A 20026-nucleotide genomic window follows, 5' to 3' on the forward strand; every position below is an offset into this window, starting at 1 on the left:
ACCACATCCGACTCGGCGACGGTTCGGTACAGGGCTCGTGTCCGCAGCGCAACGGAGCCGTGACGCTCCGTGACAGTTCGGCGGTGGGGCCGTATCGGTTGGACAGCAGCCCTAAGGCGACACCGGAGCGGGCCTAGACTGAAGGAGCTATGGGAGGGGCTTCGGCTTCGCACGGGCGCCCGCGAAGGACGCGCCGGCTATGCCCCGTTCCACACGTTCCCACGACGCCGTAAGAGAGGAAATCGCCATGGCCCCGTACCGTTCCGTACATGCCTTCACCGTCCGCTTCTTTCCGCACTCGTCGGTGTCCCTCCGCTGGGTTGTTGCCGTGTTCGCCCTTCTCGCCGCTCTCTGCTGGGCGTCCCCGGCCTGGGCCGTGGACAGCGCTGTCTTCGCCTCGGGCACGGGCACCGAGGCCGACCTCTACCTCATCGAGAATGCAAGTCAGCTAGCGGCCTTCCGCGATGCCGTGAACGCAGGCGACGACTATGACGGCAAATACGTGGCCCTCGGCGCCGACGTGGATCTCGAGGGCGCCGAGTGGACGCTCATCGGCACCGGCACGCGCAAGAGCAGCGGCATCGCCGAGGGCAGCACACCTTTCGCTGGCACCTTCGACGGCGCGGGCCACACCGTGAGCGGCCTGAAGATCACTTCGACCCAGGGCGCCGACTACGCCATCGGACTCTTCGGCATTCTGGACGGGGCCACCGTGAAGGACCTCACCGTGGCCGACGCGAAGATCGCCGTGCCCCAAAGCGAGCTGGCGGGCATCCTCTGCGGCATGTTGGCGAACGATTCCACTGTATCCGGCGTAAGCGTCTCCGGATCCGTTTCCGGCAAGGCGGGCGTGGGCGGCATCGCGGGGCGCATGACGCTATCCGGCGCCATCGAGAACTGCGAGAACAGCGCCTCGGTCACCGCCGCGGGCGGCGTGGGCAACGCCGGCGGTATCGTGGGCGCCGCCTACTACACCACACCCTCGGGCCGCATGGCCATCACGGGATGCCATAACAGCGGGAGCATCTCCGGCACCGACTGCATCGGCGGCATCGCCGGCCTCAGCGCGGCCTTCGTGTCGAATTGCGAGAACAGCGGCGCCATTGCCGGCACGAGCTACTCTGTCGGCGGCATCGTCGGCGAGCAGAAGAACTACGGCGCTGTGAGCGGTTGTATCAATTCCGGGGCGGTTTCCACGAGTAACGCCAGTGCCTACGGCATCGGGGGCATCGTGGGATGGGCCCGCTACGACGGCGCCGCCCCCGCCTACGCCGCCAGCGCGCCCATCACGGTGACCGGCTGCGCCAACAGCGCCTCCGTGCAAGGCGGCAGCTGCGCCGGCGGCATCGTCGGCACGTTCTACAACGCGGGCACCGTAAGCGGGAACACCAATACGGCCGCGTCCATCACCAGCTCGAGCTTCGCCGGGGGCATCGTGGGCAACCTGCAGAACGCCGACATCTCGTCGCTGCCCTCCACAGTACCCGAGGGCATCCTCGTGGAGAACAACGTGAGCACCACCCCGCTCGATGCCATCACGGCTCCCTTGAAGGGCCCCTACGCCTACAACAACACGCCGAGCGATTTCACCGTGCGCGACAACGGGAGCGCCTGGGTGGCCCAGGCCGGAGCGACGCGCTATGCCACGCTCGCGGGCGCCTTCGCAACGGCCCCTGATCACAGCACCATCAAGCTCGTCAGCAGCGTGAGCGAACAGCCGACCCTCTCCGTTTCCGACGGGCGCGAGCTCACGCTGGATCTGGCCGGCTTCAACCTCTTCTTCGCCACGGACGGCGGTCTGTCCCTTCAGGATGGAGCCCTGACGGTAACCGGACAGGGCGACGTGGCGACCGCCGAGGGAGCCGACGGCAAGCCCGAGCCTTTGGCCACCGTAAGCGGCACGGGGTCACTCGCGCTTAAGGGCGGCAGTTACAACCAGGACGTAGCGCCCTATGTGGCTGATTCCTACGCCGAGTTCGTCCCCGCCGACGCTCACGCGACGGCCCCCTTTTCCGTCGTGCCCGCCTCAACGGCCAAGCACAACGCCCAGGCCGTCGTTCACGATGGAGGCAAGACCGTTTACTATGGTGACGCCGGCGCAGCCCGAACAGCAGCGGCCGCTGCCCCTGGCGCCACCGTGGAGGAGCTGAAAGCCCCGAGCACGCCATCGGGCAACGAGGGCGGCGAGGGCAACCCGAGCGACGGACAGACGGGAACGACAAACGACGGGCAGCCGAGCGGAGACACCAACGCGAATGCCGGGGACAAGACAGATGACAGCACCGCAGCCGACGACCAGACCGACGGCAACGGGACGAAGGGCGCGGACAAGGATGACGCCTCTAAGGCGACAGCCAAACCCAGCACATCCAGCGCGGCGTCTGGCACGCATACTTACCGCAGCAGCTCGATCGCCTACCGCGGCGTTCCACAGACTGGAGACGCGGCCACCGATGCGCTGCTCGCCGTGGGAGCTCTGGCCGTCGTCTCGGGCGGCGCCGCGGCCCTCGCCCGCGCCCGCATGAAGCGTGCCCGGGCCAAGTAGCGTAGCTCGGCATCGCTCGCACCGTAAGCCGCAATCGCCGTGGCTCCTCTTTACCTGAGAGCGCACATCGAGGCCGTCGCCCTGACCACTACCTCCTCGTCGGCCTCCCCACGGAAACGGGCAACTCCCGCAGGGCCTCCATTACCTCAGCGGCGGCTTCCTCGGCTTGCAACTGACGAGGCATGTCGAGGCCCGCGCGCTCGAAGGCCTCGGCCAGCGCGGCAGCGTAGTCGCGCTTGTGGGCATCGTTGAGCGCCTTCCACGGAATGCCCTTGAACCAAGCGGCCACCTCCCCATTGAAGGGCACGCGTCCTTGCAGCATGAGCGCCATGATGACAGGGTATCCCGCGTAGCCCTGCCAGAACGTCGCGTTGTCGTTGGAGCGGTAGCGTTCCTCGTCGTCCCAGGTCACCCGGTACTCCTTCGACCCGTCCGACGATCGCACGATAAGCGCTTCCGGACTCAAATCGTAGCGATCGTCGACCAGCGCCGTCCACGCCTCGTACACTTTCTCAACCGGTGGCAATTTTTCCATGAGATACTCCTTGTATCGCACTTTCTCGTTCTGCTCATTATGACTCCACTGCTTCGGTTCAACGCAAAACTGCCACTCATCAGTTATGTTGCAAGCCTTCCAGTTATGGTCATTTCATGTGTGCCCATTTACAAAGTGCCTGCTCATAGAGTTATCCACAGCGAAAACGAGACACTGCCGCGACATAACTGCGGTTTGACGCTGCTACGATCCCCGCCCTACTTCGATCCATCTAAAAAACAAGGGGCACCATGGCGGTACTTTTAGCGGGCGCCTGAGCGCTTCCTTTTGCCTTCGGAATTCTGCCCGGAGAGGGAGACGAGGGCGATCATGGCGGCCATGAGGACAAGGCCGATCCAATCCCAGGCAGAGAACGGAGTGTGCAGCCACAAGGCAGCGATGACCATGGCACCGGCCGGCTCAGCCACGCCCAGAAGGCTCCCCTTCACCGAGCCCACGAGCGACACGCCGTAGAGGAACAGCCCGAAAGCAGCAAAGGTACCCAGAACGCCCACGCCACCGATAAGAGCGAGCCAGCCTGTAGCGTCCATGTCGGGAACGAGACTGCCGGCGGTGCCGAAAAGGTCGGTGAGAATCGAGCCCGCAGCGCCGAGGGCGGCAGAAGGGGCGACGAGCAGCGAAACGATCGCCTCTCCGATGAGCCACACGAGAATGGCGACAATACCGCTAATGACCATACCGCAGGCGATGATGGTGGGGCGATCCCATCGGCCGTAGAGCCGTTGGGGCGCCATGATGTAGAGCGTCTCGGACAAGGCGTTGGCAATGCCCCAAGCCAAGCCCGCCACCGGCAGCACGATGACGCCCCAGTCTCCCTGGGTGGCGATGAGCGTCGCGGCGGCCATCGCGCACATCAGCCCGACAAAGTCGGCGACGCGCGGCAGACGGCGCGCTCGGGCGCAGGTGATGAGCATGACGAACACCGTGCAGGTGGCCTGGAGCACCGTGGCCGTGCCGGCGTTGGTGAGGGCCACCGACACCGCATAGGTGATCTGCGAGAGGTACAGCCCCACACCGAACAGAACGAGCGTCGGACGGGCGGCGGGGCTCCCCAGCAGCGAGAGCAGAGCCTCGCGACGCGTAACGAATACGAAGACGGCGAACAGCAGGGCCGCCACGCCGGCACGTACGGCGGAGATGAAGGCGGAGCTTACCTCGTAACTCTCCGCGAGGAACTGGATGCAGGCTCCTGAGAATCCCCACAGCGTCGCACCCGCCAGGGCACATACCACCCCTCGCCAGAAGACCTTAGAAGCGTTCACCGCCGTCTCACCTCCGTGCAATCCATCGAAATCCGTTGCCGCAGAGGCAGCATACACCATCCCGTGCACAAGGAGCCAGAGAGGCCGCACCTTCGACCGCTGCGGGCAAAACGACCTCCCTACTGCCGCCCTCGGCACTTGGCGGCGCGGCTATCGTCCCTCTTCGCGCTTGGCGGCGCGGGCGGCGCGCTTGGCGGCCAAGCGCTCGCGGGCGGCATCGCCCTTGGCGAGGTTGTTGGCGCGCCGTTCGCTGCGCCCCGTGGGGCGGCCGGAAGCGGGAGTGGCTGACGCTGAGCCCTTGGCCGGGTCCTGGCCCAGGGCGGACCGAGATCCGCCCCTGCGGGAATCGGTCGGGGCATTTTGCGAAACAGCCTTAGCAGAGCCTGTCCGAGCATTTTTGGAAACGCCCGCAGCGGGATCTGTTGCGATACCCCGGGGGACAGAAGAGGCAGGATCGGAGGCAAAGCCGGAAGCGCCGCCCTCCATCTCCGCGAAAGGAGCCCCCTCTTCGGCGTCGGTCTCGCCGAAGATTTTCTCCAGGAAGTGCACGATAGCCGGAAGCAGGTTGTCGCGTTCCTCCTCCGAGAAGTAGCGCAAAGGCAGCGTCAGCTTGCGCTTATCCGTCTGGTAGCGGCCGGCCGCGCGGCGCAGGGGCTTCATGGCGGCAGCGGGGATGTCGATGGGCTCCACGATGAGCTTGCCCGCCGCCACGGAGATGAGCTTGACCCCGTGCTCGTTGGCGAAGGCCTTCAGCCATGCGCGCTCGAAGAGGTTGGCCGCCGCCTCGGGCATCTCGGGGGCCTTGGCGAGCATATCCTCGCGGAGGGCGGCCACCTCCTCCACCGTGGAGGCCGAAGCCAGCTTGCGGTACCACAGCACCCGGGCGTCGGCGTCGGGGATGTACTCCTCGGGCAGGTAGGCGTGACCGGGGATGTTCACGGTGATGTCGGAAAGCGCCGGCGGCAGCTCGCCTGAGGCGCCCACGCCCTCGCGCGTCTCGTTCACGGCCTGGTTGAGCATCTGGGCAAACAGATCGAAACCCACAGCCGACATGTTGCCGGACTGCTCGGCGCCGAGCATCGAGCCGGCCCCGCGAATCTCCAGATCGCGCATGGCGATGCGCATGCCGCTGCCCAGATCCTGATGCTCGTTGATGGCGGTGAGGCGCGCGGCGGCCTCTTCGGTCAAAGGCACGTTCTCGGGGAACATGAAGTAGGCGTAGGCCTGGGTGGACGAGCGGCCCACACGGCCCTTCAGCTGGTACATCTGCGCGAGGCCCAGACGCTGGGCGTCCTCGATGATGAGCGTGTTGGTGTGGGGGTTGTCGATGCCGCTCTCGATGATGGTGGTGGCCACGAGCACGTCCAGCTCGCCGGCGGCGAACTCCTCCATCACCTGCTCCAGCTCCTCCTTGGTCATCTGCCCGTGGGCCACGCCGACCCGCGCCTCCCCGGCGGCGGCATGCACGCGATCGACCGCCTCGTCGATGGAGCGCACGCGGTTGGACACGTAGTACACCTGGCCGCCCCGCGCCAACTCGTAGCGGATGGCGGCCGATACGACGTCGGGATCCCACTCCCCCACGTGCACCTCCACGGGGCGCCGCTCGTCGGGCGGCGTTAGGATGAGCGACATGTCGCGCACCCCCGACAGCGACATCTGCATGGTGCGCGGGATGGGGGTGGCCGACAACGTCAGCACGTCGATGGACTCGCGCAAGTTCTTCAGCTGCTCTTTGTGCTGCACGCCGAAGCGCTGCTCCTCGTCGATGATGACCAGTCCCAGATCGTGCGGGTTCACATCGCGCGAGAGCAGCCGGTGCGTGCCCACGAGCACCTGCACGTCGCCTTTGGCGAAGCCCTCCAGGGCCGCCTTCTGCTGCTCGGGCGTGCGGAAGCGCGAGAGCACTTCCACAGTGACGTCGAAGGGGTCGAAGCGGTCCTTGAAGGAGGTGTAGTGCTGCTGGGCCAGAATGGTGGTCGGACAGAGCACCATCACCTGCTTGCCGTCCTGGGTGGCCTTGAAGGCGGCGCGCAGGGCCACCTCGGTCTTGCCGAAGCCGACGTCTCCGCAGATGAGACGGTCCATCGGTCGCGGCGATTCCATGTCGTGCTTCACATCGGCGATGGCGGCGAGCTGATCGCGGGTCTCGGTGTAGGGGAAGGCCTCCTCCATCTCGCGCTGCCAGGGGGTGTCCGGCGAGAAGCGGAAGCCCTGGGTGGCGGCGCGGCGGGCGTAGACGTCCACGAGGTCGAAGGCGAGCTTCTTGGTGGCCTTGCGGGCGCGGTTCATGGCCCGCGCCCAGTCGCTCGTGTTCAGGCGGGTAAGACGGGGGCTGCCGCCTTCCGGCCCCACGTAACGGGTCACGCGGTCGAGCTGCTCCACGGGGACGAACAGCTTGTCGCCCTCGGCGTATTCCAGCTGCAGGTAGTCGCGCTCGGTGCCGTCCACCTCGCGGCGCACCAGATCGCGGAAAAAAGCGATGCCGTGGGCCGCGTGCACCACGTAGTCGCCGGGCTTGAACGGGAAGGTGACCTCGGTGGCATCCACGCGGGAGCGCACGCGGCGGCTGGCGGCGCGCGAGCCCTGGGTGTCGGCGGCCGACACCAGCGCGAGATGCGCCTTCGGGATGATCATGCCGAGCGGGATGTCGTTGTCCACGATGTTGACGACCCCGCGCCGCAGGCGGCGTTTGGCCTGGGCCGGGGTGTCGGCCTCTGTGCTTTCGGGTTGCGACTCGCCATCGTCCAAATGCTCTGGCTGCACAATCTGGATGGGAATACCGTGATCGACGAAGGCGTGGCGCATGGTCTCGCGGGCGCGCAAGTTCGGGGCCGAGAAGACGATGGTGTAGCGGTCGGCGGCGAGGCTCTTCAGCTTGCCGAATATTTTGTCGGGCATCCCGGCCACATCGACGCGCTTCACCGGCAGCTCGTCGTCCAGCGCGCCGCCGACCCGCATGATGGAGACATAGGTGGCCCGCACCTCGCCCCCGAAGTCCAGCGCCGCCGGCTCGGCGAACAGGCCCGCGAGCGCGATGTTGGTGCCCCGGGCGCGCTCGGCGATGTCGTCTGCCGCATGGGCCGCGTCATCGAAGAGCGAACGCGGCTCGATGAGGGCCGCGCACGTGCCCGCTCCGGCGTAGGCGCCCAGCGTCACCGGCTTCTTGTACAGAAACGGCAGCACCACATCGGCGCCGTCGAAGCGCAGCCCCCCTTCCAGCTTCTCCAACACATCGCGCAGAGCCGGGTTAGTGAGCGCCGGCTTCTCCAGGGCGCGCCGCGCGTCGGCCAGCGCCCGGGGGGAGGTGGGGAACTCGGAGACGGGGTAAATCTCCACGGAGGGCAGCGAAGAGATGGTCTGCCCCGTGGCGGGCACGATGCGGCGGATCTCGTCCAGCTCGTCGCCGAAGAAGTCGAGCCGCACCGGAAAGGACAGGTTGCCGGGGAACACATCCACGGTGCCGCCGCGCACGGCGAAGGTGCCCGGACCGTCCAGCTCGCCGGTGTTGGCGTAGCCGGCGGCCTCCAGGGCGCGGGGCAGGTCGCCCAGCTCCTCGACGCCCTCGACGCCCATTTCCTCAAGCTCCTCGCCGGCCGTAAGCGCGATCGGGCGCGCAGCATTCGCCTCTACCGGCGGCAACAGGCGCAGCAGCGCCCGGGCGCTCGCCACCACCACGACTTCGCGGCCGCTCTTGAGCGCCCAGGCGGCCTCCATGCGCTGGGCGATGACGCGGCGATCGGCCGGCTTCGGGTCGAAGGGGTAATCCGCGCGCTCCGGGAAGCGCAGCACGCGCTCCTCCCCCACATAGGCGGCCACGTTGCGGGCGAAGGCGACGGCGGCGTCCTCGCCGGCCACGACGACGAGCGTGGGCTGGGGCGCATGGGCGAAGCGGGCCGCCACGAGGAAGGGCCGCGCCGAGGCGGCCACGCCCAAGGTGGCGTCCTCGCCGGCATCGAGCTTTCCCCAGAACGCGTCCAGGCAGCCGGACTTCTCCAAGGTGAAGGCGAGCGAATCGATGAGCACAGTGGTCTCTTTTCCAGTAGGGCAAACGGCAAAAGCCGCCCGAGCGGGCGGTCGGCGCCCGGGATGAGCGCCTCGCGCAGTGTAGCGCACTGGGGCGCGCAGCGACGCGAACGGGGGGCCAATAGTAGCAAAGAAGTAAACCGTCCCGCCGCGATTCCCCTAACTATTCCTCGAGAAGGAGCCCGCGCTGTGCGACAATAGCGAAAACGACACAGCGCCGACGCAGGCCGGCGCAAAAGGTAAGGAGGCAGCATGGCACGGGAATCCCTGGCGAGCAAGCGGGAGCGGGCGGCGGCCATCGAGGAGCGCATGTTCGAGCACTACGGCCCTGGGAAGGCGTCGCTCGACTATCGCACGCCCTTCGAGCTCACCGTGGCCGTGGTGCTGTCGGCCCAGTGCACCGACGCCGCCGTGAACAAGGTGACGCCGCGCCTGTTCGCGGCCTTCCCTACCCCAGCGGCCATGGCGGCCGCCTCCTCGGACGAAGTGGCGGAGATCATCCACTCGCTGGGGTTCTTCCGAAGCAAGGCGAAGAACCTCGTGGCGCTCGCACAAATGGTGACGGCGGATTTCGGCGGCGAGGTGCCCGCCGACGTAGATGAGCTGCAGAAGCTGCCCGGCGTGGGCCGCAAGACCGCCAACTGCGTCATGTGCGAGGCCTTCAAGGATCCCCAGGGCATCGCCGTGGACACCCACGTCTTCCGCATCGCCCATCGGCTGAAGCTGGTCGGGCCCTCAGCTGACACGCCGCAGAAGGTGGAGGACATCCTTCTGAAGGTGTACCCGCGCGAGCAGTGGCTGTTCATCAACCACCAGTGGGTGCATTTCGGCCGCGAGTTCTGCCGCGCCCGCAACCCCCGCTGCGCCGACTGCATCGTCGGCGATCTGTGCCCCACCCGAGGCCAGTGGGGGTAGGACCCTTTCCCCTTCCATAGCGGATAGTCGCCGTCTTACCCCCGTAGGGGACGACCTTGGTCGCCCCTTCTATTTCTTCTGCAAGGGGAAGCCGCGGCGGTGCAGCTCGGCCACGACGGTTTCCACCAGCAGGGGCAGGGCGGCGGCGCATTCGGGGGTGAGCCCCACAACGAACTGCTCCGGGGAGGGATTGCCCACCTGCATGCCCAGGCAGAAGCCCTCCGCCTCATAACCCATGAGCGAGGCGGCGTCGAACAGGTCGACGAGCTTCAAATCGTGCAGCGACGCCTCGGGGCCCGAGTGGCGCGCCATGGCATCCGGCTCGAAACGGTACACGGTGCCCGGCGCGTCGCCCGTGCCGTCCACGGCGTCCACCGTGAGGATAAGGTCGCAACGCTCCACGTAGGGCAGCATGTCCAGCGACATGCAGCCGACGTCCACCAGCGTCACGTTCTCGGGGATGTCATAGCCGGCAAGTATCTCGTCGTAGGCCGCCGGGCCCACCCCGTCGTCCAGCATGAGCCGGTTCCCGACGAAGAACACCGCCGCCGTGCGCTCGCTCGCTTCCATGCTGCCTCCTTAGGCCCAGGTATCCAGCGTCGGGCGCAGATCCAAGTTGTACCAGGTGGCAAACGCCACGATGGCCACGGCGATGATCGCGCCAACAACGGCCCAGATGCGCTCCCGCCGCAGGTAGGTCTCGCGACTCACCCCCATGTTCTCGGCTCGGTGCGCCGCGAAAGGCTGGGCCACAATGGAGAACACCACGGTAGCGGCCACCAAGCCCGCGGCCATGAGCACGGCCAGCACCACGTTCATCACCGTCGGCTCCACCGTGGCCGCATAAATCACGTTGTCCGCGAACAGCCACGCGACGAAGAAGAGGAACGCCGCCCACATCCCATGGGCCGGCCCCCACACAGGCGCCAAGAACAGCGCCCCCAGGTTCACCCGCGGCAGCCCCGCGAGAAACTTCTCCTCTTCGGCAATCTGTTCGTCGGTCAATGGCTCGCCCATGTCGCCCATCTTTCCTCTCGTTGATCGGCGGCACGTCGGGTGGCCCCTCCGTGCGCTCGCCGTTATTTCCAATCCCGCCTTATCATTGCCAGGGCATCCTATCCGGGTTCCAGCTGTATTCAACAAGACCGTCTCAATTCTCGTTTTCCAATTTTCGGGGATAAATGCCACTTCAACCCCGAAATGGTCGATTTTTCGGCAACATACCAGAGTTTTTTCGACCATTTCGCCCTTCAACTGGCATTTGGCTTGCCATTTCGGGGTCGAAGTGGCATTCACTGCCAAAAAAGGGAAGCATGAGGAATGGGGGTCGGCTTCGGTCGCGCAGCGCGCGCTAGCTGATGAGCTTCGAGCTCTCCACCTTTTCCACGTACCATTCCATGAACTTCTCCAGGAGCTTGCGGAGCACCAGGCCCAAGAGCGCCGCCGGGATGAGGAACAGGGCGAGTGCGCCCATCTGAGCCCAGAAGTCACCGCCGTAGGTGCCCATCATGGCGCTTCGCATGGCGTTCACCACGTGGGTGGCGGGAAGCCAGGGCGAGAGGGCCTGCACGAAATCGGGCATGATCTGCAGCGGGAACGAGCCGCCGCAGCCCGTCACCTGCACGATGAGCAGAAGCACCGCGATGGCCTTGCCGAGGTTGGCGAAGGACACCACCAGCGCGTAGATGATGAACGTGAACACAAGGCCCGCGCCCCAGAAGCACACCATGAACAGCCATGGCGAGGTCACCTGCACATCGAGGAAGAAGAGATTGCCCAGCGCCATGACCGTCGACTGGGCCAGCGACACCACGGCCATGACGGCGAAGCGGCCGAAGAACAGCTGCCGCGGCTTCGGGTTCACAAGCCCCGCCTCCTTCTGGATGCGTAGGTCCGCCTTCGGCTTGAACACCACGAGAATGAGAAGCGACCCGATGAAGAGGGCCAGCGTCGTGTAGAGCGGCGCCATGGCGCTGCCGAAGTTCTCCACCGGGAAGACCGCGATGCGCTCGACGCCCACGGGGCTCGCCAGCGCCTTCGAAAGGGCCGACACGTCGGAGCCGAGCACCGCGCGCAGGGCGTCGCGGTCGCCCGAGGCGATGGCGCCGTCGATATCGGAGGCCATCTCCCGCAGCCCCGAGGAGACGCCCTTGAGCTTCTCGGTGGTCTCGGCGATCTTATCGGCGGTGCCGGCCATGACATCGGCCGCCGAGGTGGCCGAGGAGGACAGCTCGCCGCCGACGCCCTTCAGGTCGTCGGAAACGCCAGAGAGCGCATCGGCCATGGAGGCGGCCTGCTCTGCCAGCGAGGCGAGCCCCGGCGCCACATTCGCCTCGTAATCGTCCTTGATGGAATTGATGGAGGCGGCGGCCTCGGCCGCCTTGGCCTTGGCGGCGTCGCGCTCGGCGGAAAGATCGGTGTCGCCCGCCTCCAGCTTATCGGCGGCCGTCCGCAGGCTCGCGGCCATGGAATCCGCCTGGGACGCCACCGCCCTCGCGCGGCCGGCCAGGGCGGTCACTTGGGGCCGGAGGCTCTCGGGCAGCGACGGGGCGGCGCCTTCCAAGCTGTCGGCCACCTGGCGGTACACCGTCGCATGGGACGCAAGTGCGTCGGCCTGGGCGCGCAGATCCTTGGCAATGCCCTGGCCGTCGCTGGAGGCCGCATCGAACAGGGCGTCGACGGAATCGGATACCGCCCCGAAGGCGGCGGCGCTGTCGGCCAGCGAGCTCTTGAGCGTGTCCGCCGAGCTCTTCAGAGCGTCCACCGTGGCCGGCACCGCGTCGGCACGCCCCGTCGCGGCGGACAGCGTCTCGTCCAGGGCCGTGGAGGCCTGGGTGGCCAGGTCGGCCGAATGGCGCGAAAGATCCTCGCAGGAGCGAGCGAGCGAGCCGTAGAGCGAAAGCACCCCGGATGCGTCGTCGAATGCATCGGCCATCTCGCGCACATGATCGGCCACCACCGCGATGCGGCCGTCCCAGTCGTCCTCGTCGGCGAAGCTGGAAAGCGATTCGGCCAGCGAGAGCGACACCTCCGAGAGCGTCTGGGCGAACACGGCGTTCACCTGGTAGGACACCGAATCGGCTCCCTGGTCGGTGATCTTCGGCGCGATGGCGCTCTTCTTCTCGTTGGCGTAGTAGACGATATCGGCATGGCCGGCGTCGCCCGTGTAGAAGGTGAGCATGTCGCGGCTGAAGCTCTTCGGGATCACCACGGCGGCGTAGTAGCGCCCCGATCGCGCACCGTCGATGGCGTCATTCTCGTCGGTAAATTGCCAGTCTATCTGGTCGTTGGCCCGCAGGGCGGAGACGACCTGGTCGCCGATGTTGATGCGCAGCGGAATGAGATCGCTCTGGTAGCCCTCGTCGGTGTTGGCCACGGCCACCGTGAGGTTGCCCGTGTTGTCGAAGACGTTCCAGCAGGCGATGATGTTGTACCAGGCGAACAGCGAGGGCACGAGAACGAGGCCCAGCGTGATGATGATGGACATGACGTTGGCCTTCAAGCGGCCCAGATCGAAGCGGAACAGGCGCCAGACGTTATTCATGACGGGCCTCCTCCCCTTCCGCACTGTCGCGCGCGGCATCGCGTGCGCACGCGCGCTCCCGCCCGCCGAAGCCCGCGTCGCGCGCATCCATGCAGGCGGCTCGCTCCACGTCCGCCGTGGCGCCGTACAGGTCGATCAGGCTCGCGTCGGAAAGGCTCTCCAGCTTCAGCTGCCGCTCGAAGCTGAAGCGCAGGCTCTCGATGACCACGAGCGCCACGAAAATGACGATGATCCAAATGAGCCAGCCCGTGAGCAGCCACACCTTCTCGGTCGGCGTCAGGGCGAAGATGACCGCAAGGACCACCGGCACCGCCACGCCCAAAACGAGCGCGCCCTTCATGAGCCGCGGATACCAGCGGTTGAATGTCGCGTAGCGCTGCTGCAAGGCCGTGGCGTAGGTGTCCTTGTCGGAGAGCGCCCGCATGATCTGGGAGATGCGGTAGGGGCGCACGGGGATGTCGACGTCCTCGCCGTTGAACAGGCCGCCGTCGCGCACCTGGCGGGCCACCATGCGGTTCACGTTCGCCATGAGCGGGCGGATGAGGAGCCCGAGCGCCATGAACAGCACGAGGAACAGCGCGAGCACGAGCAGGTCGGAGACGTACTGGCCGCCGTAGAAGCCGCAGATGGCCTCGCGCATGGCCCCGATGCCGTAGGTGAAGGGGAACAGCGGGTAGATGGATTGGAAGAACGGCGAGGTCATCTCAATCGGATAGAGGCCCGTGGCGCCGGGGATCTGGGCGAACACGAGAACGACGCAGATGCCCTTGCCGATATGCTGCAGCGTGACGGAGAAGGCGTAGATGATGGAGAGGTAGGCAAGCGACGCCAGCGCCGCGGCGAAGATGAGCGCCGGCGCCGAGACGGTTTGCACGCCGAGCGCGAGCACCCCGACACAGCAGATGACCGCCTGCATCACGGCGATGGCCGCAAGGAACAAATACCGGCCCCAATAGCGCTGGGCCAGCGTCAGGCCGGGGATGCCCTCGCCGTCCGCCTCCTGGCGCATGATGACGAGCAGCATGAAGGCGCCGATCCAGAACGTGAGGTTCATGAACAAGGGCGCCATGGCGCTGCCGTAGGCGTTCAGCGGATAGAGCTGCTCGGTGACCACCTCGGTGGGCGACGCCATAAACGCCGCGATCTTGTCGGCGTCAAGACCGCCCTCGCCTACGAGCCGGGAAAGCGCGTCGGAGGTGCCGAAGGCGAGCACGTCGTTGTAGACGATGCCCAGCTCGCTTTCCAGGCCGGCGAAGAGCCGGTCGGTCTCGGCCACCGTTGAGGCGGCCGTGTCCATGGTGGCGTCCAGCTGGTCGATGACGAGCCCGGTCTGAGCCACGAGGAGCCGCTGGGTCTCAAGGGCCCCGGAAAGGGCCGACGAAGTTTCGGCCAGCGCGTCCAGCGCGTCGTTCACAGCGGGCAGCGTGGTGCCGAACAACGTCGTGGAATAGGCCGACGCGCCGCTGGTCGCCTGGCGCACCGCGCCATCGAGGGCCGATGCCGCGTCGGAGAGCGCGGCCGCCGAGGACTGCGCGCGGTCGTTGGCGGCCGTCAGCGCGTCCAGGGCCGTCGAGGCCGCCCGGGTCCGCTCGTCCAGGGAGTCGGCCAGAGCCTCCAAGGCGGCGCGCTCGCTGCTGCCGGCGGGAAGGGAACCCGCCGCCGCGCGCACGGAGGACGCCAGCTGGCCGCTCTCCTGCACGGCGGCGCTTCCCTGGGCCAGCGCCGCCTGAATGCCTCCCTGGGCCTCGCCGAAGGCGGCGGTGAGGCGCGCGGCGGCCGAGGTGGCGTCGTTCGACGCCTGGGTGATGTCGTCGAGGCCGGCGGTGACGGCCGGCAGCGCGAAGGCGGAGAAGTCGCTCAAGGTCTTCTGCATGGCCGTCGCGGTCTCCCCCATCTGGCCCAAGGACTTATCGGCCGCGTCGATGCCGGCACTCGCTTCGGAGAGCGTCTCTTTGGCCGAGGCCGCCTTGTCCTTGGCCGCCTTCGACGCATCCCCCAAATCGGCGAGCACGCGGCGCACCTCGCTGGTGGCGGCGACGGCCTCCGATATCTTCTGCGCGGCCTTCGACTGCATCTCCTTGGTACTCTCGCGCCCCTCGTTCACCTTCTCGTCGATGGTCTTGACGACCACGTCGCTTACGGTGGCGACGAAGGTGGAGTTGATGGTCTCGTCCAAGGTTGTGGCGCCCGTGTCGGTGATCTTGGGCGCCACCGGGCCCGATTTCTCGTTCACGTAGTACTCGATCTTGGGCTGCGTGAAGCTTCCGGTGGTGATGGTGAGCAGATCGGCGGTGAAATGCTCGGGGATGACATAGGCCGCGTAGGCACGTCCGCTCTTCAGCTCGTTCATGGCCGCATCGTAGTCGGTGAATTCCCAGTGCAGCTGGTTGTTCTCATGCAGCTGGTCCACGATGCGCTCCCCCACGTTCAGCTCGCCGGTGAGCTCGGAGGAACCGCCCGCGTCCTGGTTCACCACGCAGACCGTGAGGTTGCCGGTGTTGTCGTAGGGGTTCCAGAACCCGATGACGTTGTACCAGGTGTACAGCGAGGGAATCACCATGAGGGCGAACACGACCACGAGCGCCTGCGGCGTTTTCAAAAGACGCAGAAGATCGCGCTTGAGTATCTTCAGAACATTCCGCACGAAACGGGTCCTTTCCGCCTGCAGTCGGTAAGTGTACAGAGTTGCCGTTAATCATAACGCAACCCCGGCAAGTTTGCTTCCTCTTGTTGACGGTTCGGAACGTTTGGTCAAGCACGTGAGAGCCCAGAGGAGACGTCGGGTGTTCTGACCGAGCGAGTTCCGCAGATGGTATCGAAGGCGCAGTGGGAACGGAATGGGGCAATCTCGTCGCCTTCGATACCAGCGAGGACTGTTTGAGCGAATCAGAATACCCGACGGCTCCTCCCCGGGAGACGCGCAACAAAAAGGGCGGCCCCTTGCGAGACCGCCCTTTCGACTTCGGCGCGCGCGACCCTTAGTGGAGGTCGGCGTCCTCCCCAACGATGTTGTGCAGATCGGGGTCGTACACCAGGCCGCCATGCTCCTTGCGGATGAACATGAGCTTGGTGGGGGCAAAGCCCTCAACATTGGCCAGGTAGATGTGGATGAACATGAAGATGATGAACACGTACATGCCGAAGTAGTGGATGATGCGCATGGACATGAGACCGCCCACGAGGTTCGTCGTCGCGGCGAACGCGGGCACGTTCATGGTCACGCCCCACAGGCAGAGCCCCGTCCAGAACATCAGCACGATGAGGATCGGAATCAAGAGGTAGCTGATCTTCTGCGGCACGCCGAGCTTGGCGCCCAGGGGATGATCCTTCTTCAGGAACAGGTAGTACTTGATCCACTCCAGAGCCTGATGGCGGTTGTCCTTCTGGGGCAGCCAGGTCTTGAAGTCGGTCACCTGCTGGCGCGTGCCGCCGGTCGGCGCGGTCTTCACGAAGAAGGCCATGATGACGCGGGCCACACAGTTGATGAACAGCACGAAACCGAAGAACAGATGGCAGCCGCGGGCGATGCCCGTGAGGAACGGCAGCACCGGGAAGTGGATGATGATGCCCGACAGGATGAGCATGATCATGGCGATCAGGTTGATCCAGTGGGTCACCACGAAGATAAGAGGATGGGCCTCTTTGTAGTGAGCGAGATGGGCCATCTTACTTCACCCCCCAAGGGCTGGTGACGGTCTCGAAGTGCTTGCCGGTACCGCGCTCCGTGACGTGCACGGCGCAAGCGGTGCAGGGGTCGAAGGAGTGAACCGTGCGCAGGGCGTTGATGGGCTTCTCGATGTCGGCCACCGGAACGCCGATGAGCGCCTGCTCGAGCGGGCCGTGCTCGCCGTCGCCGTTGATGGGAGCCAGGTTCCACGTGGACGGGATGATGATCTGGTAGCCCTCGATCTTGCCGTCGACCACCTTCTCGGAGTGGTAGAGCGCGCCACGGGGGGCCTCCCAGAAGCCCGTGCCCTCGCCGGTGAGGCGGGCAGGCTCGCGGAAGTACTCGGAGTCGCCGCCCTTGATGGCCTCGGCAAGCTCGTTGACCCATTCCACCATGAGGTTGGCGATGTAGATGGTCTCGATCTGGCGGATGGCGGTGCGTCCCAGGGTGGACTGGAAGGCGGCCAGGTCGCCCGGCTTGGCGCCGAGGATGCCGAGAACGGCGTCGACCTGCTCCTTGATGAAAGGCACGCCGCGCACGTAGGCCGCGAAGATACGGGCCATGGAGCCGGCCTCCATGGGCTTGCCGTCGTAGGCGGGGGCCTTCACCCAGCTGTAGCGGTCGTCGACGTTGTACTCGGTGAAGTCCGGATCGGTGACGAAGTACGGCGAGGTGTAGGTCTCGCTGCCCTTGTACCAGGAGCGGCCCATGTACTCGGTGATGAGGTTCTCCTGCACGTCCGACGCCTGGAACTGCTCGTCCAGGACGGCCATGGGCAGGTAGCGGTTGAGCATCTGCTCGGTGTAGTTGTCGCCGTAGGGCCAGTCGGGGCCTTCGAAGACGCCCCAGGCGATGTAGCGGCCGCAGCCCTTGCCGAAGGTGAGCACCTCGGGATAGAGCTTGGCGAGCATCACGGTGTCGGCGAGAACGGTGTCGTTGACCCAGTCGCGGACCTCGGTGGCCATGGCGAGCAGATCGTCGAGCTTGCTCTCGGTGGGCACCCACATGTTGCCGCCGGGAATGGAGGTCATGACGTGGGGCATCTTGCCGCCGAGCAGCGCCGCCATCTCGGAGGAGCGGGCCTGCATCTTCAGGGCCTCCAGGTAATGGGAGGTGAGGATCAGGTTCGCCTCAGGGTTGTCGACGTAGGCCTCGCCGCCGTCGGCATCGAACCAGTTGCCCGAGAAGATGGACAGCTGGCCGTTGTCGGCAAAGGCCGCCAGCTTCTCGTAGAGCTGGTTGAGGTCGGAGTGCAGCGCCAGGCCGTTCTCCAGGGCCACGGCGTAGGCGTCGTCGACGTTGGCCTGAAGCGCATTCAGCGGGTTCACGTAATCGAGAGCCGCCAGGTTGTACAGCCACAGGATATGGCTGTGCAGGAACTGAGCGCCCTCCAGCAGGTTGCGCACGATGCGGGCGTTGTTCGAAATGGTGATGCCGTAGGCCTTGTCACCGGCGATCGAGGAGGCATGCGCGTGCGAAACGGGGCACACGCCGCAGATGCGCTCGACGATTTGGGCCGCATCCTCGGGGGTGCGGTTCTGCACGACGAGCTCCATGCCGCGGAAGCAGCCGCCGGACACCCAGGCGTCGGCGACCACGCCGTTCTCGACCTCCATCTCGACGCGGAGATGGCCCTCGATACGGGTAATGGGATCAATAACAGAACGTGTCAAGTCAGCTCACCTCCTTCTTAATCGTTGTTACGGGGTTCGGCGTTCTTCTGCAGCAGCTCGTCGTCGAGAACCGGGCCGCCGGCGACCGGGTCGGCGTAGGTGCCGATCTCCTGGTCGGGATGCTTGGCATCCCACTTGCGGATCTTCTCGAACGGAGCGCCGCCGTCCATGCGGCCGGAGAGCTTCATGCCGAAGCCGTGCACCACGAGCGCCGCCGCCACGATGCCGGTGATGGTCACGGCGATGGTGGTGGGCTGCAGGCTCAGAGGACCGATGCGCAGGTCGCGCATGCGCTTGTAGAACGGGGTGTTCACCTCGGCCCAGTTGTCGCCCGGGTTGTTCGGGTTGGCCTCGCAGCAGCCGATGCAGGGGGCGCCGGACTGCACGCACCAGCTGCGGCGGTTGTTCCACAGCGTGACGCCGCACAGGGCGCGGGTCTGCGGGCCCTTGCAGCCGACGGGATACAGGCAGTAGCCCAGCTCCTCTTCCTTCGAGCCGAATTCGTAGACGAACTCGCCATTCTCGAAGTGGCCGCGACGCTCGCAGTTGTCATGGATGGTCTGGTTGAACAGATCGCCCGGCATGTTGAACTCGTTCAGACGGTTCACCAACAGGTCCATGTCCTTCATGACCACGACGTCCACGAGCACGGACATGACCCACTCGGGGTTCACGGGGCAGCCCGGAACGTTGACGACCGGCGTGGCGACGCCGACCTTCTTCAGGTACTGCTGGACGCCAAGGGCCTGGGCCGGGTTGGGGGCAGCGGCCATCCAGCCGCCGTTCACGGCGCAGGAGCCGACCGCCACAACGGCGTTGGCCGACTCGGCAGCCTCCACAAGGGCCGTGATGCCGGTCTCGCCGGCCACGCGCAGAGCGTTGCCGTCGAAGGCCTCGAGCACGGCGCCCTCGTAGATGAGAATGTAGTTGCCTGCCGCGATGGTCTGGGCCTTGGCCTCCTCCATGGAGTGGCCAGCGGCGGCCGACAGGGTCTCCGAGTAGTTCAGGGAGATCATGTCGAGCACGACCGATGCGACATCGGGAGTCTCCACCTGGGCGAAGGACTCCGTGCAACCGGTGCAGGAAGCACCCTCGATCCAGATGACCGGATACAGGTTGCCGGACGTCGCGCCGATAACAGACTCTTCCAGAGCTTGCGCCACGCGCGGAACCGCGAGCTGGGAGAGCCCGGCTGCGGCGGCGATGCCGGCGCACAGCTTCATGAAGCTGCGACGGGTAACGCCACGCGAGGCAAGGATGCTGTCAAAGTCTGACATCGTTGCCTGATTTTCCATGCGTACACCTCCTTATAGGTGTCTCGTCTCTCTTACATGCAGGGGTTAGATTATCCGTTCGATCGCCACAAAAGCTGCACAATGGGTCACAAACGGTCAAATCATCTACCAGCGGCGAGAAAATGTTACGCGCTCCCCTGCTGGTAACAAGGCATTTTCGGCGCTGCGCCGTTCGCGCCCGATTTGCGCCGTCGGCGGGAAGGCCCTGCTCGCGCGGCCCTGGCAAGCTGTCGGCCGCAATCCCCTTGCATGCCCGAATTCGCCAGCGGCGGCAGACGACTGCGCGACCAAGACATGCCGCTCGCGATAGCGCCCTCAGCCGCAACTCCGCTTTGCCGCACGAAAGAATCGCGGGTCGCCCGCTCTCTCGTCTTCGGTATTTGCCGCGTAGATGCCACTTCGACCCAGAAATGGTCGACGGGCCAAAGAAAAAGCACGCGAAAATGCCACTTCGACCTAGAAATGGCCAAAAAGGAAGGTGGGCTTCCGTCCATTTCGGGGTCGAAGTGGCATCTACCGACCACTTGCTCGAAACAGAGAGCG

General features: G+C 65.9%; 12 protein-coding genes. 2 read left to right on the forward strand and 10 right to left on the reverse strand.

What is annotated here, in order from left to right; all coding sequences use genetic code 11:
* The first annotated feature begins 199 nt into the window (after positions 1-199).
* On the forward strand, positions 200-2545 hold the full coding sequence (locus tag AEQU_RS06270; RefSeq protein ID WP_022740086.1) for an autotransporter outer membrane beta-barrel domain-containing protein: 2346 nt from the start codon (positions 200-202) through the stop codon (positions 2543-2545).
* A gap of 88 nt (positions 2546-2633) precedes the next feature.
* Here the strand turns inward: AEQU_RS06270 and AEQU_RS06275 are convergent, their stop codons facing one another.
* From AEQU_RS06275 to mfd, 3 genes are all read right to left on the reverse strand, one after another.
* Entirely contained in the window at positions 2634-3080 is a 447-nt protein-coding gene (locus AEQU_RS06275; protein WP_022740087.1) for a hypothetical protein, read from the reverse strand.
* Between the two features lie 263 nt (positions 3081-3343).
* Complete coding sequence (locus AEQU_RS06280) at positions 3344-4363, reverse strand: EamA family transporter (protein WP_070098414.1); 1020 nt, start codon at positions 4361-4363, stop codon at positions 3344-3346.
* A 150-nt stretch (positions 4364-4513) separates the two neighbouring features.
* Positions 4514-8389, reverse strand: coding sequence for a transcription-repair coupling factor (gene mfd, locus AEQU_RS06285; protein ID WP_022740089.1), 3876 nt, complete (start codon positions 8387-8389; stop codon positions 4514-4516).
* A gap of 252 nt (positions 8390-8641) precedes the next feature.
* Here mfd and nth point away from each other — a divergent pair, with 252 nt between their 5' ends.
* The gene (gene nth, locus AEQU_RS06290; RefSeq protein ID WP_022740090.1) at positions 8642-9304 is read left to right on the forward strand and encodes an endonuclease III; all 663 of its coding nucleotides are present in this window, start codon (positions 8642-8644) and stop codon (positions 9302-9304) included.
* 69 nt (positions 9305-9373) lie between these two features.
* Here nth and AEQU_RS06295 read toward each other — a convergent pair whose 3' ends face one another.
* From AEQU_RS06295 to AEQU_RS06325, 7 genes are all read right to left on the reverse strand, one after another.
* A complete protein-coding gene (locus AEQU_RS06295) occupies positions 9374-9874 on the reverse strand; it encodes a hydrogenase maturation protease (protein WP_022740091.1) in 501 nt (166 codons plus the stop codon).
* Between the two features lie 9 nt (positions 9875-9883).
* Positions 9884-10321, reverse strand: a complete 438-nt coding sequence (locus AEQU_RS06300; protein ID WP_041715174.1) for a hypothetical protein — start codon at positions 10319-10321, stop codon at positions 9884-9886.
* A 334-nt stretch (positions 10322-10655) separates the two neighbouring features.
* Positions 10656-12848 (reverse strand): YhgE/Pip domain-containing protein, encoded by a 2193-nt coding sequence (locus tag AEQU_RS06305; RefSeq protein WP_022740093.1) that lies wholly within the window; start codon positions 12846-12848, stop codon positions 10656-10658.
* Positions 12841-15492 carry a YhgE/Pip domain-containing protein gene (locus AEQU_RS06310; RefSeq protein WP_022740094.1) on the reverse strand — a complete coding sequence of 884 codons (2652 nt, stop codon included), beginning with the start codon at positions 15490-15492 and terminating at the stop codon, positions 12841-12843. Before AEQU_RS06310 ends, AEQU_RS06305 begins: the two co-directional genes overlap by 8 nt.
* A gap of 334 nt (positions 15493-15826) precedes the next feature.
* Positions 15827-16513 (reverse strand): cytochrome b/b6 domain-containing protein, encoded by a 687-nt coding sequence (locus tag AEQU_RS06315; RefSeq protein WP_022740095.1) that lies wholly within the window; start codon positions 16511-16513, stop codon positions 15827-15829.
* 1 nt (position 16514) lies between these two features.
* Complete coding sequence (locus AEQU_RS06320; RefSeq protein WP_022740096.1) at positions 16515-18188, reverse strand: nickel-dependent hydrogenase large subunit; 1674 nt, start codon at positions 18186-18188, stop codon at positions 16515-16517.
* A gap of 17 nt (positions 18189-18205) precedes the next feature.
* Positions 18206-19483, reverse strand: a complete 1278-nt coding sequence (locus AEQU_RS06325; protein ID WP_022740097.1) for a hydrogenase small subunit — start codon at positions 19481-19483, stop codon at positions 18206-18208.
* Positions 19484-20026 lie beyond the last annotated feature (543 nt).

The organism is Adlercreutzia equolifaciens DSM 19450 (assembly GCF_000478885.1).
GTDB classification, from domain to species: domain Bacteria; phylum Actinomycetota; class Coriobacteriia; order Coriobacteriales; family Eggerthellaceae; genus Adlercreutzia; species Adlercreutzia equolifaciens.

What these genes read in the sequence shown, in the direction of transcription:
- AEQU_RS06270 (WP_022740086.1), top strand. Translation starts at nt 200, where the DNA reads ATGCCCCGTTCCACACGTTCCCACGACGCCGTAAGAGAGGAAATCGCC.
- AEQU_RS06275 (WP_022740087.1), bottom strand. Translation starts at nt 3,080, where the DNA reads ATGGAAAAATTGCCACCGGTTGAGAAAGTGTACGAGGCGTGGACGGCG.
- nth (WP_022740090.1), top strand. Translation starts at nt 8,642, where the DNA reads ATGGCACGGGAATCCCTGGCGAGCAAGCGGGAGCGGGCGGCGGCCATC.
- AEQU_RS06295 (WP_022740091.1), bottom strand. Translation starts at nt 9,874, where the DNA reads ATGGAAGCGAGCGAGCGCACGGCGGCGGTGTTCTTCGTCGGGAACCGG.
- AEQU_RS06300 (WP_041715174.1), bottom strand. Translation starts at nt 10,321, where the DNA reads ATGGGCGAGCCATTGACCGACGAACAGATTGCCGAAGAGGAGAAGTTT.
- AEQU_RS06305 (WP_022740093.1), bottom strand. Translation starts at nt 12,848, where the DNA reads ATGAATAACGTCTGGCGCCTGTTCCGCTTCGATCTGGGCCGCTTGAAG.
- AEQU_RS06315 (WP_022740095.1), bottom strand. Translation starts at nt 16,513, where the DNA reads ATGGCCCATCTCGCTCACTACAAAGAGGCCCATCCTCTTATCTTCGTG.
- AEQU_RS06325 (WP_022740097.1), bottom strand. Translation starts at nt 19,483, where the DNA reads ATGGAAAATCAGGCAACGATGTCAGACTTTGACAGCATCCTTGCCTCG.